This window comes from Azospirillum sp. UENF 211521, assembly GCF_058780535.1.
The window spans coordinates 1,810,903-1,835,000 of record NZ_JBSNCF010000001.1 but is presented as its reverse complement, the minus strand read 5'-3'; the positions used below and the strand labels follow the sequence as shown (position 1 = coordinate 1,835,000).

23 protein-coding genes, 3 tRNA genes, 2 rRNA genes and 1 other annotated feature (1 of these 29 running past the window's edge) are annotated in these 24,098 nt (G+C 70.4%); of the genes, 9 read left to right on the top strand and 19 right to left on the bottom strand.

The genetic code is table 11. The features are described 5' to 3' along the window. Window positions 1-805 (top strand): 23S ribosomal RNA (locus tag ACWPN5_RS08610); it begins 1,940 nt to the left of the window's first position. 132 nt (window positions 806-937) lie between these two features. Continuing rightward, window positions 938-1,053 (top strand): 5S ribosomal RNA (rrf, locus tag ACWPN5_RS08605). Between the two features lie 156 nt (window positions 1,054-1,209). Here rrf and ACWPN5_RS08600 read toward each other — a convergent pair. Further along, on the bottom strand, window positions 1,210-1,836 hold the full coding sequence (locus tag ACWPN5_RS08600; protein WP_492295192.1) for an MSMEG_1061 family FMN-dependent PPOX-type flavoprotein: 627 nt from the start codon (window positions 1,834-1,836) through the stop codon (window positions 1,210-1,212). An 83-nt stretch (window positions 1,837-1,919) separates the two neighbouring features. Between ACWPN5_RS08600 and ACWPN5_RS08595 the strand changes: the two genes are divergently transcribed. After that, window positions 1,920-2,102, top strand: a complete 183-nt coding sequence (locus tag ACWPN5_RS08595) for a cupin domain-containing protein (protein ID WP_492295191.1) — start codon at window positions 1,920-1,922, stop codon at window positions 2,100-2,102. Window positions 2,103-2,138: 36 nt separating this feature from the next. On the opposite strand, the gene ACWPN5_RS08590 is transcribed toward ACWPN5_RS08595, so the two are convergent. Next, window positions 2,139-3,370 (bottom strand): IS3 family transposase gene (locus tag ACWPN5_RS08590; protein ID WP_492295000.1). Its coding sequence is split into 2 segments (ribosomal slippage): window positions 2,139-3,079 and window positions 3,079-3,370, totalling 1,233 coding nucleotides; the frame shifts between segments, so codons are not numbered across the junction. After that, window positions 2,970-3,086: a sequence feature (AL1L pseudoknot), on the bottom strand. It overlaps the preceding gene by 117 nt. A 248-nt stretch (window positions 3,371-3,618) precedes the next feature. Here ACWPN5_RS08590 and ACWPN5_RS08585 point away from each other — a divergent pair. Next, complete coding sequence (locus ACWPN5_RS08585; protein ID WP_492295190.1) at window positions 3,619-4,014, top strand: helix-turn-helix domain-containing protein; 396 nt, start codon at window positions 3,619-3,621, stop codon at window positions 4,012-4,014. 97 nt (window positions 4,015-4,111) lie between these two features. Here the strand turns inward: ACWPN5_RS08585 and ACWPN5_RS08580 are convergent. The 17 genes from ACWPN5_RS08580 to ACWPN5_RS08500 all read right to left on the bottom strand — a co-directional run bounded on the left by ACWPN5_RS08580 (window position 4,112) and on the right by ACWPN5_RS08500 (window position 16,914). Beyond that, a tRNA-Gly gene (locus tag ACWPN5_RS08580) sits at window positions 4,112-4,186 on the bottom strand. A 4-nt stretch (window positions 4,187-4,190) separates the two neighbouring features. Further along, window positions 4,191-4,267 (bottom strand) — tRNA-Asp (locus ACWPN5_RS08575). A 4-nt stretch (window positions 4,268-4,271) separates the two neighbouring features. Then, a tRNA-Asn gene (locus ACWPN5_RS08570) sits at window positions 4,272-4,347 on the bottom strand. An 82-nt stretch (window positions 4,348-4,429) separates the two neighbouring features. Then, window positions 4,430-4,804 carry a response regulator gene (locus tag ACWPN5_RS08565; protein ID WP_035682866.1) on the bottom strand — a complete coding sequence of 125 codons (375 nt, stop codon included), beginning with the start codon at window positions 4,802-4,804 and terminating at the stop codon, window positions 4,430-4,432. 155 nt (window positions 4,805-4,959) lie between these two features. Further along, window positions 4,960-6,402, bottom strand: coding sequence for a pilus assembly protein TadG-related protein (locus ACWPN5_RS08560; protein ID WP_492295189.1), 1,443 nt, complete (start codon window positions 6,400-6,402; stop codon window positions 4,960-4,962). After that, a complete protein-coding gene (locus ACWPN5_RS08555) occupies window positions 6,399-7,007 on the bottom strand; it encodes a TadE/TadG family type IV pilus assembly protein (RefSeq protein WP_492295188.1) in 609 nt (202 codons plus the stop codon). The genes ACWPN5_RS08560 and ACWPN5_RS08555 overlap by 4 nt, the downstream gene beginning before the upstream one ends. A gap of 5 nt (window positions 7,008-7,012) precedes the next feature. After that, window positions 7,013-7,582 (bottom strand): TadE/TadG family type IV pilus assembly protein, encoded by a 570-nt coding sequence (locus ACWPN5_RS08550; RefSeq protein ID WP_145687041.1) that lies wholly within the window; start codon window positions 7,580-7,582, stop codon window positions 7,013-7,015. Window positions 7,583-7,591: 9 nt separating this feature from the next. Continuing rightward, window positions 7,592-8,440, bottom strand: a complete 849-nt coding sequence (locus ACWPN5_RS08545; protein WP_492295187.1) for a tetratricopeptide repeat protein — start codon at window positions 8,438-8,440, stop codon at window positions 7,592-7,594. Continuing rightward, entirely contained in the window at window positions 8,437-9,459 is a 1,023-nt protein-coding gene (locus ACWPN5_RS08540; protein ID WP_145687043.1) for a type II secretion system F family protein, read from the bottom strand. The genes ACWPN5_RS08545 and ACWPN5_RS08540 overlap by 4 nt, the downstream gene beginning before the upstream one ends. Then, window positions 9,456-10,421, bottom strand: a complete 966-nt coding sequence (locus ACWPN5_RS08535; RefSeq protein WP_145687046.1) for a type II secretion system F family protein — start codon at window positions 10,419-10,421, stop codon at window positions 9,456-9,458. Before ACWPN5_RS08535 ends, ACWPN5_RS08540 begins: the two co-directional genes overlap by 4 nt. Before the next feature lie 16 nt (window positions 10,422-10,437). Next, complete coding sequence (locus ACWPN5_RS08530) at window positions 10,438-11,838, bottom strand: TadA family conjugal transfer-associated ATPase (RefSeq protein ID WP_186466134.1); 1,401 nt, start codon at window positions 11,836-11,838, stop codon at window positions 10,438-10,440. After that, window positions 11,835-13,046, bottom strand: coding sequence for a CpaE/TadZ family protein (locus ACWPN5_RS08525; RefSeq protein ID WP_492295186.1), 1,212 nt, complete (start codon window positions 13,044-13,046; stop codon window positions 11,835-11,837). The genes ACWPN5_RS08530 and ACWPN5_RS08525 overlap by 4 nt, the downstream gene beginning before the upstream one ends. Next, window positions 13,043-13,723: a CpaD family pilus assembly lipoprotein gene (locus ACWPN5_RS08520; protein ID WP_492295185.1), complete on the bottom strand. Its 681-nt coding sequence runs from the start codon at window positions 13,721-13,723 to the stop codon at window positions 13,043-13,045. The genes ACWPN5_RS08525 and ACWPN5_RS08520 overlap by 4 nt, the downstream gene beginning before the upstream one ends. Window positions 13,724-13,746: 23 nt before the next feature. Beyond that, window positions 13,747-15,189 (bottom strand): type II and III secretion system protein family protein, encoded by a 1,443-nt coding sequence (locus tag ACWPN5_RS08515; RefSeq protein WP_145687052.1) that lies wholly within the window; start codon window positions 15,187-15,189, stop codon window positions 13,747-13,749. Between the two features lie 31 nt (window positions 15,190-15,220). Further along, complete coding sequence (gene cpaB / locus ACWPN5_RS08510) at window positions 15,221-16,099, bottom strand: Flp pilus assembly protein CpaB (RefSeq protein ID WP_492295184.1); 879 nt, start codon at window positions 16,097-16,099, stop codon at window positions 15,221-15,223. Further along, the gene (locus tag ACWPN5_RS08505) at window positions 16,090-16,662 is read right to left on the bottom strand and encodes a prepilin peptidase (protein WP_145687054.1); all 573 of its coding nucleotides are present in this window, start codon (window positions 16,660-16,662) and stop codon (window positions 16,090-16,092) included. The genes cpaB and ACWPN5_RS08505 overlap by 10 nt, the downstream gene beginning before the upstream one ends. A gap of 36 nt (window positions 16,663-16,698) precedes the next feature. Then, window positions 16,699-16,914 (bottom strand): Flp family type IVb pilin, encoded by a 216-nt coding sequence (locus tag ACWPN5_RS08500; protein WP_145677766.1) that lies wholly within the window; start codon window positions 16,912-16,914, stop codon window positions 16,699-16,701. Between the two features lie 720 nt (window positions 16,915-17,634). Between ACWPN5_RS08500 and ACWPN5_RS08495 the strand changes: the two genes are divergently transcribed. The 5 genes from ACWPN5_RS08495 to ACWPN5_RS08475 all read left to right on the top strand — a co-directional run bounded on the left by ACWPN5_RS08495 (window position 17,635) and on the right by ACWPN5_RS08475 (window position 23,985). Then, the gene (locus tag ACWPN5_RS08495) at window positions 17,635-18,804 is read left to right on the top strand and encodes a cytochrome-c peroxidase (protein WP_492295183.1); all 1,170 of its coding nucleotides are present in this window, start codon (window positions 17,635-17,637) and stop codon (window positions 18,802-18,804) included. A 174-nt stretch (window positions 18,805-18,978) separates the two neighbouring features. Continuing rightward, window positions 18,979-20,259, top strand: coding sequence for an imelysin family protein (locus tag ACWPN5_RS08490; RefSeq protein WP_145687058.1), 1,281 nt, complete (start codon window positions 18,979-18,981; stop codon window positions 20,257-20,259). A gap of 180 nt (window positions 20,260-20,439) precedes the next feature. Continuing rightward, a complete protein-coding gene (locus ACWPN5_RS08485; RefSeq protein WP_492295182.1) occupies window positions 20,440-21,696 on the top strand; it encodes a di-heme oxidoreductase family protein in 1,257 nt (418 codons plus the stop codon). A 33-nt stretch (window positions 21,697-21,729) separates the two neighbouring features. After that, window positions 21,730-22,842, top strand: coding sequence for an imelysin family protein (locus ACWPN5_RS08480; protein ID WP_492295181.1), 1,113 nt, complete (start codon window positions 21,730-21,732; stop codon window positions 22,840-22,842). 3 nt (window positions 22,843-22,845) lie between these two features. Next, complete coding sequence (locus ACWPN5_RS08475) at window positions 22,846-23,985, top strand: DUF1513 domain-containing protein (RefSeq protein WP_492295180.1); 1,140 nt, start codon at window positions 22,846-22,848, stop codon at window positions 23,983-23,985. Window positions 23,986-24,098 lie beyond the last annotated feature (113 nt).

The following is a 24,098-nucleotide window of genomic DNA, read 5'->3' as shown; positions in this document are numbered from 1 at the left end:
CTTTGCAGTGGTGCTAGGGATCTCATGTGTAGGATAGGTGGGAGGCTAGGAAGCCCGGGCGCCAGCTCGGGTGGAGCCATCCTTGAAATACCACCCTTGAGGTCTCTGGCATCTAACCGCGCTCCGTTGATCCGGAGCCGGGACCCTGCATGGCGGGTAGTTTGACTGGGGCGGTCGCCTCCCAAAGTGTAACGGAGGCGCGCGATGGTGGGCTCAGAGCGGTCGGAAATCGCTCGACGAGTGCAATGGCATAAGCCCGCCTGACTGCAAGACAGACAAGTCGAGCAGAGACGAAAGTCGGCCATAGTGATCCGGTGGTTCCATGTGGACGGGCCATCGCTCAACGGATAAAAGGTACGCCGGGGATAACAGGCTGATGACTCCCAAGAGTCCATATCGACGGAGTCGTTTGGCACCTCGATGTCGGCTCATCACATCCTGGGGCTGGAGCAGGTCCCAAGGGTTCGGCTGTTCGCCGATTAAAGTGGTACGTGAGCTGGGTTTAGAACGTCGTGAGACAGTTCGGTCCCTATCTGCCGTGGGTGTCGGAGTTTTGCGAGGATCTGTCCCTAGTACGAGAGGACCGGGATGGACATACCTCTGGTGCACCGGTTGTCACGCCAGTGGCATGGCCGGGTAGCTAAGTATGGACGGGATAACCGCTGAAAGCATCTAAGCGGGAAACCCACCTCAAAACCAGAACTCCCTTGAGAGCCGTGACAGACCATCACGTCGATAGGAGGCATGTGGACGGGCGGCAACGCCTGAAGCTGAGCCTTACTAATCGCTCGAATGGCTTGATCCTTCCCAGCCGGCGGCCCGCGCGCAGCGGCAAGCCCTGGACGCACGAGCCAACACCGCAAGAGCAAGAACGCAGACGTCCTCACTTAACGAAACCCGCCCGTCCGGTCCGGATGGTTCGCGTGTGCCTTGGTGACCTGGTGGTCATGGCGAGGCTCCCAACACCCGATCCCATTCCGAACTCGGCCGTGAAACGCCTCAGCGCCGATGGTACTGCGTCTTAAGACGTGGGAGAGTAGGTCGCCGCCAGGTCACCACGGCACACGCCAAACCAAAACGGACACGGACGGACACGGTTTCAATCACGCTTGACAATCGGCTTCATGAACGACAAAGCCGGCGCTTTCCAAACGGAAAGCGCCGGCTTTTCGTCGTGTCCGGCCGGGGGCGTTTCTGTCGCCCTGCGCCTCAGCCGTAGAGGTCGTTTCGCATCGCATGGTCGTAGTGCGCATCGATGGCCTCCGCGGCGGACGCGTCCTGCCTGGTCATGGCGGCGAGCATCTGGCCGGGGGTTGGAAGCGCGCAGCGCCCGATCCGCGATTCCGGAGCCCACAGCCTGGCCCGGTTCACCGCCTTGCCGCAGTGGAACAGCACCTCGTCCACGCTCACGACGATGGCCGTCTTGGGAATTTTTATCCCCTCGGCGAAGCCGGCGCGGAGATCCGCATCGTCCGAAACACGGCCGCGCCCATTGATCCGCAGGAAGACGTCCAGGCCGGGGAACAGAAAGAGCATCCCCACGCGGTCGTCCTCCAGCAGGTTGCGCATGGACTCGATCCGGTTGTTGCCCGGCCAGTCGGCGAAGGCGACGGTCTTGGCATCGAGCATTCTGACGAATCCCGGCGGGCCGCCGCGCGGCGAGGCGTCCAGACCCGCAGCGCGACCGGTCGCAAGGCAGAAGAAGGTGGCCTTGGCGAGGTAATCGGCGTGGAAGGAGACCAACTCCGTCATGACCGCTTTCTGGACATGCTCCATGGGCGGGTCATAAAGCCGATCGAGGTCGGGCGTGGGGGAGGGGGGATTCGGTGGGGGCATGGCTTTCTCCTGTCGCGAGCAGTCTAGCGGGCGACCGAAGGCAGCGCTAAGCTATGGCGGCCATTCGATAGCGGGTTGACGCCATGTCCGAGGAGCGGTTCGCCTTCGCCGCGGGTGATGCGCGCGACCCGATCATCGTCGCCATCTACGAGACGCAGGCCGAACATCGCGCGCTGGGGCTGCACAGCCACCCGCGCGGCCAACTCTCCGGTCTGCGCCGCGGCCTGCTCACCATCGGCACGGAGACGGACACCTGGGTGGTTTGAACCGCGCCGGGTTTCCCAGAGGCCGATTTGGTTGAGTCACGCCGCCATGGCGACGTCCTCGGTTTGAGCATAGTAGCGCGCTTCGGCCTCAGCGGGGGGAATGTTGCCGATGGGTTCGAGCAGACGCCGGTGGTTGAACCAGTCCACCCATTCCAGGGTGGCGAACTCGACGGCTTCCAGGGTGCGCCAGGGTCCGCGGCGGCGGATCACCTCGGTCTTGTAGAGGCCGTTGATGGTCTCGGCCAAGGCGTTGTCGTAGGAATCGCCGACGCTGCCCACGGAGGGCTCGACGCCGACGTCGGTGAGACGCTCGGTGTACTTGATGGCCACATATTGCGCCCCACGGTCGCTATGGTGGATGAGGCCGCTGCCCTTGGCCGGCCGGCGATCGTGGAGTGCCTGCTCCAGGGCATCCAGCACGAAGCCGGTGTGGGCGGTGCGCGACACCCGCCAGCCCACGATGCGGCGGGCAAACGTGTCGATGACGAAGGCCACGTAGACGAAGCCCTGCCATGTGGCAACGTACGTAAAATCAGCCACCCACAAGGCATTCGGGCGGGGCGCCTGGAACTGGCGGTTCACCCGGTCAAGCGGACAGGGAGTCGCCCGGTCGCTGAGCGTCGTCCGCACCGCCTTGCCGCGCGTAACGCCCCGCAGCCCCATGCGCCGCATCAGGCGAGCCACCGTGCAGCGTGCCACGTCGAGGCCCTCCCGCCGCAACTGCCGCCAGACTTTGCGTACCCCATAAACCTGGAAGTTCGCATCCCAGACCCGTCGGATAGCCACGCTCAGCTCCGCGTCGCTTCGCGAGCGGGCCGGCGCCTTGGCCGGATCGACCGTCCGGGCGGCATGGGCGTAGTAGGTGGACGGGGCGATCGGCAATACCTTGCAGATCGGCTCGACCCCGTGGACGGCGCGGTGCGCGTCGATGAAGGCGATCATTTCTTGAACGGGCGGTCGAGCTCCGCCTGGGCAAAATAGGCCGACGCCTTGCGCAGGATCTCGTTCGCCTGGCGCAGTTCCCGGTTCTCGCGCTCCAGCGCCTTGATCCGCTCCTGTTCGTCCGTCGTCGGCCCCGGCCGCTTGCCCTGGTCACGCTCGGCCTGCCGGACCCAGCCGCGCAGTGTCTCCGCCGTGCAGCCGATCTTCGCCGCGATCGAACTGATCGCCGCCCACTGCGAGGCGTGATCCCCCGCGTGCTCGAACACCATCCGCACCGCGCGTTCGCGGACTTCAGGAGCGTATTTGCGTGATGCCGCTTTCGTCATGATGACCCCAGTCTCTCAAGAAACGGGGCCTCTGGGAAACCCGGCGCGGTTCAGTTCCCGCCGAGCATGCGGTCTGGCTTCCGCCCCACCAGCCGCACCACGGCTACACCCACGGGGCCGTCGAGGGATGGAGCTGCTACATCGCGGAAGCCGCCTGCGCGACGCTGCCGTCCCGGCCTTGCATCATCAAGGTGTCCGGCCTGTTGCGCGAGGCGGTGATACGCGCCTCGGGATGGCAAGGGTGGGAGATGGACGAGGCGCAATGGCGCCTTGCCATGGTCCTCCTCGACGAACTCAGGGCGTCGCCCATCGACCCCTTCACCCTGCCCATGCCACGCGACCCGCGCCTTCTGCGGATCGCCCGGGCCTTGCTCGACGATCCCGGGGATCGGCGCGGCATGGACGCCTGGGCCTCCTGGGCGGGCGTGTCCGAGCGGACGCTGAGCCGCCGTTTCGTGGCGGAGACGGGGCACAGCTACACCGCTTGGCGGCAGCGGGCGCGCTTGATGCGTGCGCTGGAGATGCTGGCCGAGGGCGCGCCGGTGACGACCGTGGCCATCGACCTCGGCTACGACAGCGTCAGCGCCTTCATCGCCTTGTTCAAGCGGACGCTGGGCGTGACGCCATCGGCCTATTTCGGCTGAGCGGGACAGGGAGGGGTTGGTCCCGAACGACGCCTGAAACGACGAGGGGCCGCTTGCTGAACAAGCGGCCCCCGCAGACACTGTCGTGCCCCGAAACTGGAGCGGGCGAAGGGATTCGAACCCTCGACCCCAACCTTGGCAAGGTTGTGCTCTACCCCTGAGCTACGCCCGCAATGTGGCGCGAGTGACGGGACTTGAACCCGCGGCCTCCGGCGTGACAGGCCGGCGCTCTAACCAACTGAGCTACACCCGCAATATGGCTCCGGATGCTGGACTCGAACCAGCGACACGCGGATTAACAGTCCGCTGCTCTACCGACTGAGCTAATCCGGAACGGAGGCCGGCTTATACGGGTCCCAGCGGCGCAGCGCAAGCAGGAACTTCACCGGGCGGCGAAGTTTTTTCCGTCCCCCTCTCAGGCGACCCCGAGCAGGCTCTGCACCGCCCGGACGATGCTGTCCTCGGAGAAGGGCTTCTGGACGACGGAGAGCTGGCCCGGCTCCTCCTTGGGCAGGTTGTCGCTGTAGCCGGTGGTGACCAGGATGGGCAGCTCGGGGCGCTGCTCCTGCATGCGGGCGATCAGGCTGGTGCCGTCGAAGTGCGGCATGCGCAGGTCGGTGATCAGGATGTCGGCGGGATCGTTCTGGTCGATCTTGAAGGCATCGAACCCGTTGCGCCCGATGGTCACGCGGAAGCCGCGTTCCTCCAGGGTTTCGGCAATGGTGACCGCGACGACGGGGTCATCCTCGGCAACGATCACATGAAAGGTCTGGGGGAAGGTCTGGGACATGACGGGCGGGCCTCTTGTCTGCACGGTCCTGAGTTCCTGTAGCCCATCGGGCGGCAGCGGACCAATGCGCAATAGGTCATAAACCGCTGTCTCCGCCATACCGCCCACGGCCATGGTGCCGGCCGTTCAGCGTCCCCCATTCATCGGCATCCCGGTCATTGGATGATCCGCAGGTTGCTGAGCTGGCCGGCGATGGTGCGGAACACCGCCTGCAGGTCGGCCGGCGTCGGGCTGTCGAAATAATGGTTCGGGCCGGGCGAGGCGCAGCTTTCGTAGAGGGTGCGGGTGGCGCTGCTGGCGCTGTCGCCGACGGTGATGGTGAAGAGGGTGATCCCCGCCGCCTTCATGTTGCTGCACAGCGTCAGCATGCGGTTGTTGATCGCCGTCGTCACCTGATTGGTGTCGGTGGTGCCCAGCAGCCCGTCGCTGAGGCGCTGGTAGCTGGTGTAGTCGCCCTGCGGCTTGTACTTGAACCATTCGTTGTTGCCGTCGGTCAGCAGGACGACCGCCTTGGACATGTCGGGCGTGCCGTAATCGAGCGGCAGCGTGTCCGGCGTCGCGCCGCCCCACAGGCCGCGCCACTTCGGCGACAGGGTGAACCATCCCGCCTGCAGCCCCTGGTTCGCCATGGTGCCGCCGCGGTTCACCGGCTTCAGCCCGGCGATCTTGGCGAGCAGCGCCGAGCGGTCGTTGGTCAGCGCCATGATCGGCGGCGGACAGCCGAGATTCGGTCCGGCCATGTCGTTGGTCTGGCGGTAGGTGCCGTCGTCGGTGATGGTGTTCGGGGTCCAGGGGTTGTCGTTGTTGGTCCCGTTGTACTGGTTGTTCGGGTACCAGAAGGGCTTGAAGGGCGCGGAGGCCGGCGGGGTATCGGTCTGGTCCTGCGGCTGGGTGCGCGCCAGGACGCAGCCGCGCCAGCCCTGGGAGGCCCATTTGGTGGCGTCGTAGCTGCCCGCCGCCAGCCAGTTGGTGCGGGTCTTGCCGATGTTGACCTCCGCCGCGTAGGGGGCGATGGAGACCCACAAATTCTTCGGCGGCGTGCTGCCCGGCCCGAACAGGATGTTGACGAGGTCGGTGGCGGCGCTGCGCAACTCCCCGATGCGGTTGTTGGTCGCCATGGAGCCGGTGACGTCGAGCACCAGCGCCAGTTCCAGCCCGGCGTTGGCGCGCTGCACCTGATTGGTGACGGAGATGGTCAGCTCGTTCACCTGCAGGACCCGCAGGAAGGTCGTCGGCAGGGTGGCGGTGACCGACACGCCAACGCGCTGGTTCGTCTGGTCCAGGGTCACCGCCGGGGTGCCGATGGCCGCCCCCAGGAAGCCCGGCGGCAGGTTGGCCGCGACGAACATGGCGATGTCGCTCTGCGCGTCCGCCGTGGAGTTCAGCATCTTGCCGGCGGCCAGCGCCCCGGCGTCGATGGCGGTCTGAAGCCGCGACTGCACGAGGAAGGCCCGCCCGTAATCCACCGCCAGCCCGACCATGCCCAGCAGGGGCACCGCGGCGGCGGCGAACATCAGCGCGGTGGCGCCCCGGCGGTCCCGCGTCACCCTCCTCAGAGAGGCGAGCCGGCGGGCCGCGGTCAGGAAGCGTGTTCTCATGGCCCGGTCTCCAGCGTGGTGAGCGTGCCGAGCCGGGGCTGGTAGACGGCGCTGGCGTAGAGCGTCGTGGAGGTCCCGGCGTCGCCGAGCCACGGTCCGCTCAGCAGATAGGGGGTGAAGCGGTAGAACAGCTCGGTGAAGATGGCGTTGTCGCCGGGCTGCTGGGTGAAGCCGGGCGGCAGCGTGGCCGCCCCGCCCGCAGCGCCGTAGTGGCTGATGGCGGAGCCGGTGCCGGCCCGTTCCTGCCACATCACCCGCGATCCCTGGCCCATGTTGGCGACCGAGGTGACGATCACCTGACCGCCGGCCATCAGGTCCAGCGGCTGGGCGACCTCCGTCGCGGCGAGGAACAGCACGCCGACCTCGTTCCCCTTCACCACGGTCATGCCGGCGCGCAGCTTGTCGAACTGGGTGGCGATGTCGCTGACGTTGGCGGCGGTGCGGTTCAGGGTCAGGGTGATGCTGACGTAGCGCACCACGTCCACCGTGGCGGTGACCAGCAGCAGAAGGACCGGCGCCAGCAGCGCCATCTCCAGCGCCGCGACGCCGCGGCGGTCGCGCGGCCGGGGCCGGGGCCGGGATTTCGGGACCTGTGTCGCCATCATGACGGTCACTCCCCCACCATGAAGGGTTCGTTGCGCACGGCCAGCCGGGCCTCGTGGATCAGCTCCGCCCGTCCCAGGACCGTGGCGCCCAGCCCGGTCAGCACCGGCTGGGTGTAGCGCAGCGTGTAGACGACCACCTGCCCGCTGCCGCCCAGCGCCGTCCCGGTCTGATTGGCGTCCCAGTCGGTGGAGCCGCAATTCAGGTCGGTGAGCGAGGTGGAGGGCGGAACCCCGCCGTTGATCTGGCCCAGCGTGGTGAAGGAGGCGTAGCTGTGGCTGCGCACCGACAGGCGGCTCTGGTCGAGCACCCGGCTGGTCAAGCGGTACACCGTGTCGCAGACCTGGGCGCGGCGGTCGGTGAAGCCGGTCGCCAGCTCTCCGGTGAAGCCGCTGCGGGCGGCGGCGCGGGCGGCGTGGTTGAGCAGGCCGTCCACGGTCAGCGAGTAGGACACCTCGGCCAGCGCGATCATGCCGGCGATCAGCGCCGGGGAGACGATCGCCAACTCCAGCGTGGTCAGGCCCCGGCGGTCACGCAGGGGGCGAAGGAAGGGGCGGCTGCGGCGGGCGCTGCGCATGGGGCCGCCTCACGGTTTGAAGGCGACGAACTGGCGCGCCGTCTCGTAGAAGGCCAGGTTCGAGCGGACGTTGGCGTCGTCGAGGTCGAGCCGGGCCACGCGGGCCGCCGCCTCCCGATCGCCTTTCAGCCCGTAGGCCAGCGCGAGGTTCTGGCGCACGCGGGGGGAGTCGACCCCGCCTTGCACGAGGCCTTCGAGGATCGCCACGCCCTCCGCGCTGCCGTTCAGCGCCAGCGACAGGCCGAGGTTGGCCATGGCCGTGGCGTTGTTCGGTTCGGCCTTCAGCACGTGGCGGTATTCGCCCTGGGCCTCCGCGTGCCGTCCGGCGAGGTCGAGGGCGACGCCGCGGTTCAGGCGGGCGCGCAGGTCGTCGTCGTTGCGGCGGAGCAGGGCGTCGAAGCGGTTCAGCGCGTCGGCGGGGCGGTTGGCGCGGACCAGCGCGCGGCCCAGCGCCGTCTGCACCTCCACATTGTCGGGTACGGCGGCGGCGGCCTTCTGAAGCTCGACCACCGCGTCGGCGGCGGAGCCGCTCTCCGACAGGGTTTCGCCCAGCCCGAGCAGGGCGCCGACATGGCCCGGCGCCTGATCCAGAACCGCCCGGTAGAAGCGCACCGCGGAGCCGGTGTTGCCGGCCTCCTGCGCGGCGCGGGCGAGGCGGAGCTGCACGCGCGCCTTGTCGTCCAGCGTGGCGTTGGCCGTCGGGCTGCTCTTCGACCCCACCGGCCCACCGCCCGGCGCCGAGGCGCAGGCGCTGACCGACAGCAGCAGGAGGACGGCCGCCGTGGCACGGCCCAGACCGGAGAGGCGCTTGCGGGTCGTACGCTGGCGGGACGGAAGGGGGGACGGGGTGGCGATCATGGCTGACCTCCCTTGGTCTGGCTGTGGGGCGGGTTCGAACGGGTTTGGCTGGAATGGGCTTGCTGGCTGCTGCCGGCGCTGTCGAAGCTGCGCGAGACGTCGAGCATGGCGGGGCCGCCGACGACGATGAAGACGCAGGGCAGGATGAAGACCACCATGGGCAGGGTCAGCAGCACCGGCAGGCGGGCCGCCTTCTCCTCGAACCGGGCGAGGCGCTGGGCGCGCATCTCCCCGGCCAGGACGCGCAGCGCCTGAGCCAGCGGCGTGCCGTAGCGCATGGCCTGGATCAGCGTCGTCGCCATGCCGCGCACGCCCTCCATGTCCAGCCGGGCGGCCAAGTTGTTGAGGGCGCCGCCGCGGTCGGACAGCACGCGCATCTCCGCCGCGGTGGCCGACAGCTCGGCGCTCAGCGCCGGGTAGGCGGTCGCCACCTCGCGGGCCACACGGTCGACCGCCGCCTCCAGGCCGAGGCCGGCCTCGCCGCAGATCACCAGCAGGTCGAGCGCGTCGGGCAGGCCGTTGCGCACCTCCTCCAGGCGGCGGTCGCGCATCCGGCCCAGCGCCAGATCGGGCAGCCGCCAGCCGAGCAGGGCGCCGGCCACCACCTGCGCCGCCGCACCCGGCGCGCCGATCAGCGACGGCAGCAGGTCGCCGGCCGCCGCCGGGACCAGCGCCATCCCGGCGCCGATGCACAGCAGCTTGATGCCGAGCAGCGAATAGAGGTGGCCGGGCTGGGAGTAACCGGCGGCGATCAGGCTCTTGCGCATCCGCTCCCGGTCGGCCGACCCGATCAGCGGGGTGCGGGCCAGTCCGGCGCCGATCCGGCTCAGCAGGCTGCGGCGCTCGGTCTCCGGCAGGGCGGCGGGCGCGGTTCCGGCGCGCAGCCGCTCCAGCCGGGCCAGCAACCGCTCGCGCAGGACGCAGGAGCGCAGCCCGGCCACACCGGTCAGGATCATCAGAACGCCGAAGCCGAGAAGGACCGGCGGCGGGATCAGGCCGCCCATCACGCCGCCGCTCATGACAGGGTCCTCCGGATGAGGAGCTGCATGGAGCCGACTCCGACCAGCAGCAGCCCGCCGGCCACCGCCAGCATCGTCTGGCCGCTCGGCTCATCGATCAGCCGCCACGCGTAGTCGGGGTTCAGCATCGCCATGCCGCCGCCGGCCAGGAAGGGCAGGGCGGCAAGCACGGCGGCGGAGCTGCGCGCTTCCGAGGTCAGGGCGCGGGTGCGCATCTGCACGCGGCGGCGCTGGCGGATCATGTCGGCCAGATTCTCCAGCGGCTCCGTCAGGTTGCCGCCGGTTTCCCGCTGCAGCAGCAGGGTGACGACGAAGAAGCGGAACTCCGGCAGGCGGACGTTGGCGGCGGCGCGGGCCAGCACGGTTTCCAGGTCGATGCCCATGGCCGTCTCGTCGACGATGCGGCGGAACAGCGGGGCGATCGGCTCGGACAACTCGGTGCCGACCATGCGCAGGCTTTCCGAGACCGGGATGCCGGCACGGGTGGCGCGGACGACGAGGCTGATCGCATCGGGGAGCTGGTTCATCAGCGCCTCCAGCGTCTTGCGGCGGCTGGAAGCGAAGACGAGGCGCGGGGTGACCAGCAGGGCCACGGCGGCGGCGGTCGTGGCGCCCGCGTCGCCCATCACCGGCCCGCCCAGCCACCAGCACAGGCCGGCGGCGATCACGGCGTACAGAAGCGCCCGCCACAGCCGGATGCCCGGCGGCAGATAGACGGTCTGGCGCCGCGCGTAGAAGCGCGACATGCGCCGCTTCACCCGGTCGGCGAGGGTCAGGGCGCCGGCGCCGGTGATGTCGGGGCTGCCGTCCTCGACCACCGCCCTTGCCTCGGCCGAGAGGGCGGCCAGCCGGCGGCGCAGCGCCTTGCGGCGGCGGAAGGCGCGCAGGGTGGACAGGGCGAAGAGCAGCGTCCCGACGCCGAGGAGCAGGGTGGCGAGCTGGAGGGCCTGGATGCGGTCCATCGCGTGTCCTTCCCCGTTACTGGCCGGTGGTGGCGGCGTTCCAGGCCGCCTCCTGCCCGAAATAGGCCAGCCGTTCGGCGAAGCGTGGGCGCAGGCCGGTGGCGGCGTAGCGCCCCTCCAGGATCCCATCGCGGTTCTCGCCGCGGAACTCGAAGGTGAAGAGGTCCTGGGTCAGGATCACGTCGCCCTCCATGCCGACCAGTTCGGTGACGTGGGTGATGCGGCGCACGCCGTCGCGCATGCGCTGGACCTGGACGATGACGTTGACCGCCCCGGCGATCTGCTGGCGGATGGCCCGGCTGGGCAGGTTCATCCCGGCCATCAGCACCATGTTCTCGACGCGGCTCAGCGCGTCGCGCGGGTTGTTGGCGTGGATGGTCGACATCGACCCGTCATGGCCGGTGTTCATGGCCTGGAGCATGTCGAAGGCCTCCGCCCCGCGCACCTCGCCGATGATGATGCGGTCGGGCCGCATGCGCAGGGCGTTGCGGACGAGGTCGCGCTGCGTCACCTGCCCCTGGCCCTCCAGGTTGGGCGGGCGCGTCTCCAGCCGGACGACGTGGGGCTGCTGGAGCTGGAGTTCGGCGGCGTCCTCGATGGTGATGACGCGCTCCGTCGCCTCGATGGGGCGGGACATGGCGTTGAGCAGCGTCGTTTTGCCCGAGCCGGTGCCGCCGGAGATGATGACGTTCAGCCGGCAGCGCCCGATGATCTCCAGCGCGCGGGCCATCGGTTCGGACATGCTGCGGAACTCCACCAGCTCGCGGAAGCCGATGGTGCGGCGGGCGAACTTGCGGATGGAGATGCAGGCGCCGTCGAGCGCCAGCGGCGGCACGATGATGTTGACGCGGCTGCCGTCGGCCAACCGGGCGTCGACCATGGGGCTGGATTCGTCCACCCGCCGCCCGACCGCCGAGGCGATGCGCTGCGCGATGTTCAGCAGGTGCCCGCCGTCGCGGAAGCGCACCGGCATCTCCACCAGCTTGCCGCGCTGCTCGGCGAAGGTGCGGGACGGGCCGTTGACCATGATGTCGGTGATCGCGTCGTCGGCCAGCAGCGGCTCCAGCGGCCCCAGCCCGATCATGTCGTGGACCAGCTCCGTCGCCAGCGTGGCCTGCTCGCGCCCGTTCAGCTGGCTGCGGCTGGTGGTGGCGATGTCGTCGATCAGCCGCTCGACCAGCGGGCGCAGCGTTTCGGCCGGCATGTCGGCGATGGTCGCCGGGTCGATGCGGGCCAGCACCTGCGACCGGATGTCGTTCAGCGAGCGGTTGACCGGGCGGACAGCGGCCAGCGGCGGCGGTGCGGCGGACGCCGCCGGCGCCTGGGCCGGCGCGGCGGCGGGCTTCGGCTCCTCGGCGGGCGGGCTGGCGACCGCCAGGGAGGGGGGGGCCGCCTTGCGGCCGAACAACGTGCTCATCGCCGCACCCAGCGGCGGAACAGGCCGTCCTGGGCGGCGGGCTGACCGGCGACGTCGGCGCCCAGCCGCTCCATCGCCTCGCGGAAGCGGCGGCAATGGCGGAAGGCCGGCTCGCCGACGCCCGCGGCGAAGGCCAGCGGCACCGGGCGGTAGGGCAGGGCGTGCTCCGGCGGGTCGCCCAGCGTGCGCATCAGGTCCGCCGCGGGAAGCTCGCCGGGGGCGCCGCGCCGGTTCAGGACGGTGACCAGACGCCCGCCGCCGGCCCGGCGCGCGATGGCGGCGCGCAGCCGCACCAGATCGCGCAACCCCGCGACGCTGGCGTCGCCGACCAGAACGGCGATGGACGCCGCCTCCAGCGCGGCGCGGGCGGCCCCGCCCTGGGCGCGGCCGGCGTCCACGACGACGTAGTTGTGGCGGGCCTGGAGGCGGGTCAGCACCGACAGGGCGGCGGTCGGCGCGATGTCGATCACATCCTCCACCGGCTCCTCCGCCGCCAGGACGGACAGCCGGTCGGAGGCGGCGACCATGGCGCGCTCCATGAACACGTCGTCCACCCGGTCGGGCGCCTCGACCGCCTCGCGCAGCGCCGGCTCGGGCCGCAGGTTGAGGGCCAGCGCCACCGTGCCGTTCTGCAGGTCGAGATCGACCAGCGCCGTGCGCCCGCGCGCCCCGTCGGCCAGCCAGCAGCCGAGATGCACCGCCACCGTGGTCGTCCCCACGCCGCCCCGCGCACCGACCACCGCCACCAGCTTGCCCAGCCGGCCCGCCGCCTCGTCGGCCGCGGCGCCAGCGCCGGCGGCGCGCAGCGCCCCCTCCAGCAGGTCGCGGGACAGCGGCTTGAACAGATAGTCGGTGACCCCGATCCGCCGCAGGTCGCGGTAGAGGCCGATGTCGTTGCTGTCGCCGACCGCGATCACCCGCACCGACGGGTCGCAGACCCCGGCCAGCGCCTCCATGGCGGCCAGCGGCTCGGCGATGCCGGACAGGTCGACGAGCAGCAGGTCGGGCGAGCGCTGGCGCGCCAGATCGCGGGCGGCGCTGCGGATGTCGCCGGTCCGCACCTCGCAGGGCAGCAGGGACGGAGCGGTGCGGGTCAGCAAGGCGGCGCTGGCCGTGTCGGCGACGTAGGCGAGCAGGCGGGGACCGGCGCCGCGGGCGGCGTCGGCCGGCGACGGCGCTTCACCGAGCAGGGTGGCGAGCAGGCTCATTGGTCCTCCTGGCTTCCGTTCAGGGCGGGGGCCAGCACGAAGGCGCTGGACGTGTTGCCCTTCACGAAGGGCTTCACCTGATCGGCGCGGTAGCGCTGGACGGCGCCGGCCATGCGCTGGCCGTCGGCGGGAACGGTGTCGCGGCCCTGGATCAGGTCGCGCGGGTCGGCCAGCATCAGCGCGAGGTTGCGCTGGTTGCTGCAGCCCAATGCCGCGGTCGGGCTGTTCTGGTACCAGCCGCTGTAGATGTCGCTCCACGCCGCGCAGTCCGGGGCCAGCGCGACGTAGCTGGTCACCTGGAGCGCCGGGGTGCCGGTCTGGTCGGGGGCGAAGGTGACGTTCTCCGCCGGCACGCCGGCCCCGCCCAGCAGGGAGACGGTGGCGGCCTGCGCCGGGGTGGCGAGCGCCGGGCCGGTGACCGTCACGTGGGGGGTGGTGTCGCGGCCGAGCCCGGCCACCGTGCGGATCACCCGGTCGCGCTCCTGCGCCGTGATGGCGCCGCTGCGCGGGTCGATGGCGAAGGGCACGGCGTTGCTGAGCGCCCTCACGGCGGGCACTTGGGCGGCGGGCATCGGCGGGGGTGTCTGCGGCACAGCACAGCCGCCCAGCAGACCCGTGAGGAGTGGCAGAAGCAGCATCGGCGTTCGCATGGCTCTGGGCGGCGTGGCTCTGGTCATGGCGCTGTGCTCCGCGAAGGGGGTCATTGGAGGCTGAAGCCGGCGTCGCCGTGCAGGCGGGCGGCGCCCGGCCCGATCGCCAGCGGGGCGGTGCCGGCCGCGCTGTTGCCGCCCACCGGGGGCTGCAGGCTTTGGGCGCGGTTCAGGAAGATGCGCTCCACGTCGGTCGCCGCGACGAAGCCGTCGGTCGGGGCGGAGAGTGCGTTGGCGGCGGACACCGGGCGGACGAGGTAGGGGGTCACGACGATGACCAGCTCGGTCTCGTTGCGGCGGAACTTGCTGGAGTGGAACAGCGCCCCCAGCACCGGCACGTCGCCCAGCCCCGGCACGGCGTCCAGCGTCGCCGAGGTGTTGTTCTGGAGCAGGCCGGCGATGGCGAAGCTCTGCCCGCTGGCCAGCTCGATGGTCGTCTCGGCGCGGCGCACCGACAGGCCGGGGATGCGGATGGAGTCGACCACGACGGCGCCGTTGTTGGTCAGCTCGCTGACCTCCGGGCGGACGCGCATGCTGATCTGGCCGCCACCCAGCACGGTCGGGGTGAAGTCCAGGCTGACGCCGTACTTCTTGAACTGGATGGTGGTGGTGCGGTCGTACTGGGCGACCGGGATGGGGAACTCGCCGCCGGCCAGGAAGCTGGCCGTCTCGCCGGACAGGGCGGTCAGGTTCGGCTCGGCCAGCACGGTGATGAGACCGTCCTCGGCCAGCGCGTCAACCACCGTGTTGATGTCCACCCGCCCGTTGCTGGAGCGGTAGCTGCCGCCGATGGAGTTGGTCGGCGCTGCGGCGCGGATCAGGTTGCCGGCGGCGTCCAGGATGGTCCGTCCGGTGGCGATCCCGAAGGCGAAGGAGCCGATGTTGAACATGCTCTCGAAGTTGACGCCCAGCTCCTTGGTCACCTGGCGCGACACCTCGGCGACGCGGACCCGCAGGTTGACCTGGGCGGGGGCGGCGACGGTCAGGCGGTTGGTGACGGTCTGCCCCTGCCCGACGTAGCGCTCGGCCAGCTCGACCATCTGCCGCGCCGTGGCGGGGGAGGAGACGGTGCCGGTCAGCGTGATGCCGGTGCCGGTGCTCTGCACGTCGATGGCGGCGTTGGGCACCTGGGCGACCAGCTTGGACCGCAGATCGCCGACCGGCATGGTGACGACGACGCTGAAGGAGGCGAGCGGCTTGTTGTCCGCCGACAGGGCGTAGACGCTGGCCCGGCCCGGCGTCTTGGCCACGATGAAGAAGGCCTGCGGGCCGGACGCCTGGACGTCCGCGATCTCCGGGGCGGAGGTGAAGACGCTGGCCGCCGGGGCCGGCAGGTTGACCGGCTGCCCGCCGCCGACCTCCAGCGTGATCTCGCGGGGGCGCTGCTGGGATTGGGCCGGTGCCGCGGCCAGCGCCGCGAACAGCCCGGCCAGGAGGGCCGTCAGGATCTTGAAGGCCGCGACCCGGATTGTGGTGGTGATGGTCGTCGTCATGAATTCGTCCCCCCTGGGTCGGCGCGCCGGTTCAGCGTTCGAGCGTTTCCGTCTTGGAGCCGCGGATGATGAGCAGCGCCGGGCGGCGGGCGGCGGGCGCCTCCGCGCTGTGGGGTGTGGGAAGCTGGCGCAGGGCGGGCGACACGTCCTCGGCCCAGGTGGGTGCGGAAGCGGGCTCCGCCGCCCCGGCGGCGAGGGCAGTCTCGTCGGCGAGCAGGCTGCGCAGCGCCAGCGACAGCTTGCCCATGGCGGCGGCGACGGTGACCGTCTCGCTCTGGCGGGCGGTGACCTCCAGCGTCACGGTGCGCGGAACGCGGCCGTCCGGCCCGTTCTTCAGCATGCCGGCCTCGCCGAGTTGCTGGTCGATGGCGATGACGCGCAGGTTCTGCAGGACGGTCTCGCCGACCGCCCGGCTGCGCAGGTCGCGCCCCGCCTGGGATTCGAAATTCTGGGTCAGGATCAGGTCCACGCGGTCGCCGGGCCAGATCAGCCCGCCGGTTGCGCTGACCGCGTCCACCGCCACCGACACGGCGCGGCTGCCCGGCGACAGGACGGCGGCGAGGAAGCCGCGCTCCCCCGGCGCGACGATGTGGCCGGCCATGATCGGCTCGCCCGCCGCGAAGGAGCGGCGGGTGACGGCGCCGCTGTAGGCGCTTTCCGCGACGCGGCCCCGCACCATGTAGCCGTCGCCGAGACGGCCCGGCGGCCAGGGCTCCCAGCGCAGATCCTCGGCGCGCAGCAGCATGCCGGTGGAGATCGGGCGGGCGGCGACCAGCACGGAGTCCATGGGCGCCGCGGGCGCCGGGACCGCGACGGCGGCGGTCGGTGCCGGCAGCATCGAGAAGGACACGTAGCCCACCAGCGACAGCCCGACGAGCAGCAGGGACAGGAATAGCACTCTCAGAACCATGCCGCTCCTCCGGTGGGGTTGGAGAGGGTGATCAGCCCGCCGGCGGCCAGGGCGACGCCATAGGGCACGGAATGGCGGGTGGCGACGCGGTGCGCCTCGGCCGCCAGGAGATGGGCGAGAAGGCGGACCGGCGTGGAGCGTCCGCCGCGGCGGCGCAGCAGCCGGCGCGCCGGGCGTGCCTTGCGCAGGGCCAGCCACCCGGCGAGATAGAGGAGGGAGAGCGCCCCGCCGGCCAGCGCGGTCGCGGTTGCGAAGGGCGCGGCCCGCTCCACCCCGACCAGCAGCAGGATGGAGGAGGCCAGCTTCACGTCCCCGCCGCCCAGCCAGCCCCGGCGGTGCAGGGCGCACAGGACGAGGAAGAGCGTGGCGGCGGCGGCAAGGCTGACCCAGGGAAAGGGGGAGCCCTGCCACAGCGGAAGCGCGAGGCCGAGGGTGGCGAGGAGGATCGACACCGTGTCCGGGATGATGCGCCGGCAAAGGTCGTCCGCCGCCGCCCAGCCCAGCGCAAGCCCCGCCATGGGCGGTGCCAGGGAGAGGGGATCGAAGAGAGCGATCGTATCCATGGCGGGAGCTTCGCGTGGGAGGGGGGCTTGCGGCGTTTACTTCGGAATGGTCGTCGAGGTGCCGCTGACCGTGGTGCCGATGCCGGTGAACAGGGTGCTGACGTTGGTGCCGAAGGTGCGGGCGCCGCCGATGATGACGAGCGCGACCAGGGCCGCCGCCAGACCGTATTCGAGGGCCGTGATGCCCTTGCGGTCCTTGGTCGCGGCCTGGACCGGAGAAATGATGGCGCGGATGTTGGCGAACAGGGTCATTGATTGTCTCCGTTGATAATTGTGATGCGAAGGGTTTTCGCTTCAGGAAGATGAAGCGAAGAGGTTCGATTACTGATTTTCGGGGAATGCACGGCGTCTGTGATTTGAAGGATGGCGAAACACGGTATTTTAATAAACCTATCGATAGGAGTAGTCCGGCGGGCCTGTGCCGTTGTCTTCGCGATGTGCAACGCAACTTTTCGCGCCGTCTTCAGGCAAAGCGCGGAAGCCGCCGTGCTCGGCGGCGCTGTATCAAAGAAACGGGAAGAAATGCGCCGTGCGGAGAGTTGAATGCCGGTCGGATTGCTTTGAAAGGAAATCGTTAGAAATTGAAGTGATTATCGGGTTATGGCGGGATTGTGCCGTCACTGGGGCCGTCACTCCCTTCGCGACGCGCGGAACATTTGGAGTTCCGACGGTGGTGTCGCGTTCTCCGGAATGGCGGCGCGCTCTCCGGATGGCGAAGCAGAGTCGGTAGCCGGGTCGGGGTACCCTTTTCCGTCGGGCCGAAGCGCCCGGACCGGATCGACCGTCCGGGAGCGGCGCCGGACGAACGGGGCGGGGAGTTAATCCCGCCGGTTCTACGACCAGTGGCAATAGGTCGCACCTTCGTGATAATGAGAATAACTATCATCCAGGCCGAAGGGCATGGATACTGCCGGCGGTCCCCCGCCATGGATTGCGGCCATGGGCCACCGCCGTCAAGGAGCGAGAGTCAGGATGTCATTGTTCGGCAAATATGTTGCGCCGGCCGCGGCGCTGTCCGCCCTGTTGATCGCCAGCGCGTCCGGCATGGCCGCCGATCCAGCGGACCTGCAGAAGGCGGAGCTGCAGAAGGCCAAGGCCGAGCTGGGCAAGGCGCTGTTCTTCGACAACAACCTGTCTTCCACGCGCAGCCAGTCCTGCGCGACCTGCCACAACCCGGAATTCGGCTTCGCCGACCCGCGCGGTGCGGCCTCGCTGGGCGCGGACGGCAAGTCGCTGGGCGACCGCAACGCGCCGACCGCCGCCTACGCCCATCTCGCCCCGCGCTTCGGCTTCAAGGCGAGCGGGGTTCCCTTCGGCGGGCAGTTCCACGACGGCCGCGCCGCCACCCTTCAGGAGCAGGCCGGCGGGCCGCCGTTGAACCCCGCCGAGATGGGCATGGCCTCCAAGGCGGAGGTGCAGGGGAGGCTGAAGGAGAACGCGGACTACACGCGCAGCTTCGTCGCCCTCTACGGCGCCGGGGTGCTGGACGACGCCGACCGCGCCTACGACGCGATGACCGACAGCATCGCCGCCTTCGAAAAGACCGACGTCTTCTCGCCCTTCGACTCCAAGTACGACCGCTATCTGCGCGGCGACTACAAGATGACCGGCGAGGAGGAACTGGGGATGACCCTGTTCTTCTCGCAGCAGTTCACCAACTGCAACGTCTGCCACAAGCTGAACGCGATGCCGGCGGCGACGAACGAGGTCTTCACCAACTACGAGTACCACAACATCGGCGTGCCGGTGAACGCGGAGCTGCGGGCGGCCAACGGGGTGGCGGCGACGCACATCGACCGCGGGCTGGCCGAGAATCCGGCGCTGAAGGGCCAGAAGGCCTATGAGGGGAAGTTCAAGACGCCGACCCTGCGCAACGTCGCGGTGACCGGCCCCTACATGCACAACGGCGTCTTCAAGGACCTGGAGACCGTCGTCCGCTTCTACAACAAGTACAACAGCCGCAAGCCGGCGGACCAGATCAACCCGGAAACCGGCAAGCCCTGGGGCAATCCGGAAATCGCCGCCACCGTCTCCATCAAGGAGCTGGAGGAGGGGCCGGCGCTCGACGACCGCCGAATCAAGGCGCTGGTCGCCTTCATGAAGACGCTGACCGACGCCCGTTACGAACCGCTTCTGAAGTGAGCGTGGGCGGGCGGGATCGCCTTCATGGCCCCGTCGCCCGCCGCAAATGCGGCCAACCCGCCGTCGCATTGCGATTGCATCTTGACAATGAGAGTGATTAGCGGCGCATGTTGAGAATGCTTCGCACTTTCATGGCTCTCACGCCAACGATCACCGACGCTTGAGGAGACCTTCATGTTCAAGCACGCCTCCGGCTTTGCCGCCGCGGCTCTCATCGCGCTGGCGCCGCTCGCCGCCGACGCCCAGTCGTCCAAGCCCGCCTACAAGGACGTGGTGAAGACCTACGCCGACATCGCCCAGGCCAGCTACGAGGACTCCGCCAGCACCGCCAAGGCGCTGAAGAAGGCCGTCGACGCGCTGGTGGCCAACCCGTCGGAGGCGACGCTGTCCGCCGCCCGCACGGCCTGGCTGAACGCCCGCGTCCCCTACATGCAGACCGAGGCCTTCCGCTTCGGCAACCCGATCGTCGACGAGTGGGAGGGCAAGGTCAACGCCTGGCCGCTCGACGAAGGCCTGATCGACTATGTCGACGACAGCTACGCCGGGGGCGACAGCAACCCCTTCGCCAAGGCCAACGTGATCGCCAACCCGAAGATCAAGGCCGGCGACAAGACCATCGACGCCCGCAAGATCACCAAGGAGCTGCTGGCCGACAAGCTGCACGAGGCCGGCAAGGTCGAGGCCAACGTGGCGACCGGCTACCACGCCGTCGAGTTCCTGCTGTGGGGCCAGGACCTGAACGGCACGGGCCCGGGCGCCGGCGACCGCAAGGCGACCGACTACGCCAAGGGCAAGGACTGCACGAACGGCCACTGCGACCGCCGCGCCCAGTTCCTGACCGTCGCCACCCAGATGCTGGTCGAGGATCTGGAGGAGATGGCCAAGTCCTGGGGCGCCAAGGGCAAGGCCCGCGCCTCCATCGCCAAGGCCAAGGAGTCGGAGGGCGTCGCCCGCATCCTGACCGGCCTCGGCAGCCTGAGCTACGGCGAACTGGCTGGCGAGCGCATGAAGCTCGGTCTCATGCTGCACGATCCGGAGGAGGAGCATGACTGCTTCTCCGACAACACGCACAACTCGCACTATTACGACCAGGTCGGCATGGTGAACGTCTACAACGGGCGCTACACCCGCGTGGACGGCAAGGTCGTGACCGGCCCGTCGCTGTCGCAGCTTGTCGCCGCCACCGCGCCGGAGGCCGACGCCAAGGTGAAGGAGGCGATGACCGCCACCACCGCCGCCATGAAGGTCATGAAGGACACCGCCGACAGCGGCAAGATGGCCTACGACCAGATGATCGGCCCCGACAACGCCGAAGGCAACGCGATCATCTCGACCGCGGTGGACCGTCTGGTCGACCAGAAGAAGGCCCTGGAAGGCGTCGTCGCCGCCCTGGGCGTCTCGGTCGAACTGGCCGGTTCGAACAGCCTCGACAACCCGTCGGCGGTCGGCAAGTAAGACGTCGGCAAATAATCCGGCGGCAAGCAAGCCGACGGACCACGGGCCGCGGTCCTTCCTTCCCGCGTGGGGCGGCGTTGTCCGCTCCCCGCCGACCGCCCGCGCGGGGGAGGGGCCGCGGCCCGGCCTTTTGAACTTTATAGAATGGGGCCTTCCGCCCGACCGATGCCCGCCCGACCGATGAAAGCCCGCCTCGCCTTCCTGCTCGCCCTGCTGCCGGCCCTGCCGGCGGCGGCGGGCGACCTCGACACCCGGATCGGCGAGAAGCTGTTCCGGCGGATGTGGGTCAGCGCCCCGACGGTGACGCACGCCAACGACGGGCTGGGGCCGCTCTACGACGCCCGCTCCTGCGCTGCCTGCCATCCGGCGGCCCGCCAGGGGCGGCCGCCCGATCCCGACACGCCGGACGACCGCGGCGTCGGCTACGCGCTGAAGCTCAGCGGCGACCCCGTCTATGGCCGGCAGATCCAGACCAACGCGGTGCTCGGCTTCGCCATCGAGGGCAAGCCGTCCCTGAGCTACCGCGAGGAGACGGTGCGCTTCCCCGACGGCGACACGGCGACGCTGCGCCGGCCGGTGGTGACGGTCACCGACCTCAATTACGGGCCGCTGGCCGAGGCGACGGCGATCTCCGCCCGCATCGCCCCGTCCGTGCGCGGCATGGGCCTGCTGGAGCGCATCCCCGAGGCCGACATCCTGGCCGGCGCCGATCCGGAGGACCGCGACGGCGACGGCATCGTCGGGCGCCCCAACTGGGTGGCGCCGGAGGGCACGCGGCAGCTCGGCCGCTTCGGCTGGAAGGCCGTCCACCCGACGCTGCACCGCCAGAATTCGGAAGCCTTCAGCCTCGACATCGGCATGTCCACCCCGGCCTATCCCGAGCCCTGGGGCGACTGCACCCCGGCGCAGACCGAATGCCGGAACGCCCCGCACGGCGACTCCCCGCAGTATGAGGGGCTGGAGATTCCCTCCACGGTGATCGGGCTGATCGACGGCTATCTGCGCACCCTGCCGCCCGACGGCGGGCTGGAGGCGCCGCGCGTCACGGCGGGCGGCGCGCTGTTCGCCGCCACCGGCTGCGCGTCCTGCCACCGCCCCTCCTTCACCACGGCGGAGGACGCGGCGCACCCCGCGCTGTCCCGCCGGACGATCTTTCCCTACAGCGACCTGCTTCTCCACGACCTGGGCGAGGATCTGGCCGACGGCGTGGCGATGGGCGAGGCGCGGGGCCGCGACTGGCGCACGACGCCGTTGTGGGGAATGAAGCGGCTGGCCGAGTCCGACGGCAAACTCGCCTTGCTCCACGACGGGCGGGCGCGCAGCGTCACCGAGGCCATCCTGTGGCACGGCGGCGAAGCAAGCAAGGCGCGCGGCGCCTTCATGGCCCTCCCGCGCGGCGACCGGGAAAAGTTGGTGCGTTTCGTTCTGGGGCTCTAAAGTCCACACGGTTTGAATGGCATAGGTGATGAGATGCAACGCCGCCGCATGATCGGCCTGATGTCGGCCGCCGCCCTGTCGATCCTTCTGCCGGGCCGCGTCGCCCTGGCGGCGCGGGAGCCGGCGGGGGACGCCGCCGTGCTGGGCGGTCTGGTCCGAACCCACGCCCTGCCGCGCTTCGACGCGCTGGCCGGTGCCGCCGGCATCTACGCGGAGCGGCTGGCCCAGTTCGCCGCGGCGCCGACCGCGGACGGGCTGGAGAGCTGCCGCGCCGCCCACCGCGCTGTCTACGACGCCTGGGCCGGCGTCCAGCACCTGCGCGCCGGGCCGCTGTCGATGGAGCTGCGCGCCGACCGCATCGCCTTCTGGCCGGAACGGGCCGGGGTGGTGCAGCGGCAGATCCTCGCCATGCTGAAGGCCCGCGACCCGAAGCTGCTGGAGCCGGGCGGGCTGGCCCGCCAGAGCGCCGCGGTGCAGGGGCTGACCGCGCTGGAGCGGCTGCTGTTCGACGAGGGCGTCACCGCCGCGTCCTTCCAGGGCGACGAGGCCGGACGCTTCCGCGGCGCGCTGGCCGTCGCGGTGGCGCAGAACGTCCTCACCATCACCCGTGAGGTCCGGGACGGCTGGAAGGCGCTGGAGGCGCCGCTGACCGCCGGGGAGCCGACCGCGCTCGGCCCGGACGCTGGGTCGGCGGTCAACGTTCTGTTCACCGGGTCGCTCACCGCCCTTCAGGTGGTCGCCGACCAGAAGCTGCTGGCGCCGCTCGGCCCCAACGCCGGGGAGGCCAAGCCGGCGGTGGCCGAGGCGCTGCGCAGCGGCCAGTCGGCGCGCAACGTCCGCATCAACCTGGAGGCCCTGCGCGCCCTGCTGCTGGGCGAGGGCGGCGGCCCTGGCCTGACCGCGCTGCTGCCCGCCGGCGACGCCGGAGCCCAAGCCCGCCGCGCGCTGGAGGAGGGCTTCACCGCCGCGGTCCGCGCCGCCGAGGCGATCCCCGCGCCGATCAACGTCGCCGTCGCCGATCCGGCCAAGCGCAAGACCGTGGAGGCCACCCTGCAACGGGCCAAGGATCTGCGCAACCTGCTGACCGGCACCGTCGCGCCGCTGCTGGACATCAGCATCGGCTTCAACGAACTGGATGGAGACTGAGCGATGGACGCGACCCGCCGGGGCACCCTGCTCCTGATTGGCGGCGGCCTGCTTGGGGGCAGCGTCCTCGGGGGCGGCCTTCTCGGCGCCCTCCTGGGGCCGGCGCGGGCGGAGACCGCCGGGGGCACGCTGTTCCTCAACGCCTACGCCACCGCGGCGGCTTCGCCCGACTATGGCGTGGCGGCGCTGGACGGGGTCGGCGGCGTGCGCCTCACCACCCCGACGCCGGGCCGCGCCCACGGCATCGTCGTCCACCCGACGCGGGCCGAGGCGGTCGCCTTCGCCCGCCGTCCGGGCCGCTGGTTCATGCCGCTGTCCTTGGTCGACGGGCGTCCGGGGCCGGTGATCCGCGTGCCGGAGGACCGCCGCTTCACCGGTCACGGCGCCTTCTCCACCGACGGGCGGCTGCTCTACGTGGCGGAGGACGACGTGCCGCGTGAGACCGGGTCGATCGGCGTCTACGACGCGATGGACGGCTATCGCCGCGTCGGCGCGATGCCGACCCACGGGCTGGGGCCGCACGAGCTTCTGATGATCGCGGACGGCACGGTGCTGGCGGTCGGCAACGGCGGCGTCATCACCCACCCGGACACCGGCCGGGCCAAGCTGAACCTGGACGAGATGGACTCCTCGATCACCTACGTCGAGGTGGCGAGCGGGAAGCTGCTCGATCAGGTCCGCCTGCCGGAGGAGCACGCGAATCTCGGCATCCGCCACATCGCCGCCCTGGCCGACGGCGGCATCGCCTTCGGCGCGCAGGACGAGCGGCCGGTCGGCATGCTCCAGCCGCTGACCGGCACGCACCGTCCGGGCGGCGGCGCGGTGCGCCTGTTCGAGACGCCGGACGATGAGCTGTCCCGCTTCGAGGGTTACATCGGCAGCGTCGCCGCCGACAAGGGCAAGGTCGCGGCCAGCTCGCCCAAGGGTGGAATCATCGGGGTGTGGGACGACGCCACCGGCGCGTGGCTGGGGGCGGCGGCGCTGCCCGACGGCTGCGGCATCGCCCCGGACGGCGACGGCTTCCTGGCGAGCAGCGGGCTCGGCAATCTCCGGACGGTCGGCGCGGCGCCGGACCTGCCGGGCGACGGGCTGCGGCTGGCCGACTTCCGCTGGGACAATCATATGACGCGTTTTGCCACCTGACGCGCCGTCCGTAAGTCCCCCTATGAAAAAGCGCCGGGCGGCGGCCTGCAATGTGGCCCGCCGCCCGCGGTGCTGGTAGGCTTGGGATCACTGCCAAGACACTGCCGCCGGAC

What these genes read in the sequence shown, in the direction of transcription:
- cpaB (WP_492295184.1), bottom strand. Translation starts at nt 16,099, where the DNA reads ATGGTTCTGAGAGTGCTATTCCTGTCCCTGCTGCTCGTCGGGCTGTCG.
- ACWPN5_RS08515 (WP_145687052.1), bottom strand. Translation starts at nt 15,189, where the DNA reads ATGACGACGACCATCACCACCACAATCCGGGTCGCGGCCTTCAAGATC.
- ACWPN5_RS08520 (WP_492295185.1), bottom strand. Translation starts at nt 13,723, where the DNA reads ATGACCAGAGCCACGCCGCCCAGAGCCATGCGAACGCCGATGCTGCTT.
- ACWPN5_RS08490 (WP_145687058.1), top strand. Translation starts at nt 18,979, where the DNA reads ATGTTCAAGCACGCCTCCGGCTTTGCCGCCGCGGCTCTCATCGCGCTG.
- ACWPN5_RS08560 (WP_492295189.1), bottom strand. Translation starts at nt 6,402, where the DNA reads ATGAGAACACGCTTCCTGACCGCGGCCCGCCGGCTCGCCTCTCTGAGG.
- ACWPN5_RS08545 (WP_492295187.1), bottom strand. Translation starts at nt 8,440, where the DNA reads ATGATCGCCACCCCGTCCCCCCTTCCGTCCCGCCAGCGTACGACCCGC.
- ACWPN5_RS08585 (WP_492295190.1), top strand. Translation starts at nt 3,619, where the DNA reads ATGGACGAGGCGCAATGGCGCCTTGCCATGGTCCTCCTCGACGAACTC.
- ACWPN5_RS08535 (WP_145687046.1), bottom strand. Translation starts at nt 10,421, where the DNA reads ATGGACCGCATCCAGGCCCTCCAGCTCGCCACCCTGCTCCTCGGCGTC.
- ACWPN5_RS08505 (WP_145687054.1), bottom strand. Translation starts at nt 16,662, where the DNA reads ATGGATACGATCGCTCTCTTCGATCCCCTCTCCCTGGCACCGCCCATG.
- ACWPN5_RS08480 (WP_492295181.1), top strand. Translation starts at nt 21,730, where the DNA reads ATGCAACGCCGCCGCATGATCGGCCTGATGTCGGCCGCCGCCCTGTCG.
- ACWPN5_RS08595 (WP_492295191.1), top strand. Translation starts at nt 1,920, where the DNA reads ATGTCCGAGGAGCGGTTCGCCTTCGCCGCGGGTGATGCGCGCGACCCG.
- ACWPN5_RS08540 (WP_145687043.1), bottom strand. Translation starts at nt 9,459, where the DNA reads ATGAGCGGCGGCGTGATGGGCGGCCTGATCCCGCCGCCGGTCCTTCTC.
- ACWPN5_RS08485 (WP_492295182.1), top strand. Translation starts at nt 20,440, where the DNA reads ATGAAAGCCCGCCTCGCCTTCCTGCTCGCCCTGCTGCCGGCCCTGCCG.
- ACWPN5_RS08500 (WP_145677766.1), bottom strand. Translation starts at nt 16,914, where the DNA reads ATGACCCTGTTCGCCAACATCCGCGCCATCATTTCTCCGGTCCAGGCC.
- ACWPN5_RS08600 (WP_492295192.1), bottom strand. Translation starts at nt 1,836, where the DNA reads ATGCCCCCACCGAATCCCCCCTCCCCCACGCCCGACCTCGATCGGCTT.
- ACWPN5_RS08555 (WP_492295188.1), bottom strand. Translation starts at nt 7,007, where the DNA reads ATGATGGCGACACAGGTCCCGAAATCCCGGCCCCGGCCCCGGCCGCGC.
- ACWPN5_RS08525 (WP_492295186.1), bottom strand. Translation starts at nt 13,046, where the DNA reads ATGAGCCTGCTCGCCACCCTGCTCGGTGAAGCGCCGTCGCCGGCCGAC.
- ACWPN5_RS08565 (WP_035682866.1), bottom strand. Translation starts at nt 4,804, where the DNA reads ATGTCCCAGACCTTCCCCCAGACCTTTCATGTGATCGTTGCCGAGGAT.
- ACWPN5_RS08475 (WP_492295180.1), top strand. Translation starts at nt 22,846, where the DNA reads ATGGACGCGACCCGCCGGGGCACCCTGCTCCTGATTGGCGGCGGCCTG.
- ACWPN5_RS08495 (WP_492295183.1), top strand. Translation starts at nt 17,635, where the DNA reads ATGTCATTGTTCGGCAAATATGTTGCGCCGGCCGCGGCGCTGTCCGCC.
- ACWPN5_RS08530 (WP_186466134.1), bottom strand. Translation starts at nt 11,838, where the DNA reads ATGAGCACGTTGTTCGGCCGCAAGGCGGCCCCCCCCTCCCTGGCGGTC.
- ACWPN5_RS08550 (WP_145687041.1), bottom strand. Translation starts at nt 7,582, where the DNA reads ATGCGCAGCGCCCGCCGCAGCCGCCCCTTCCTTCGCCCCCTGCGTGAC.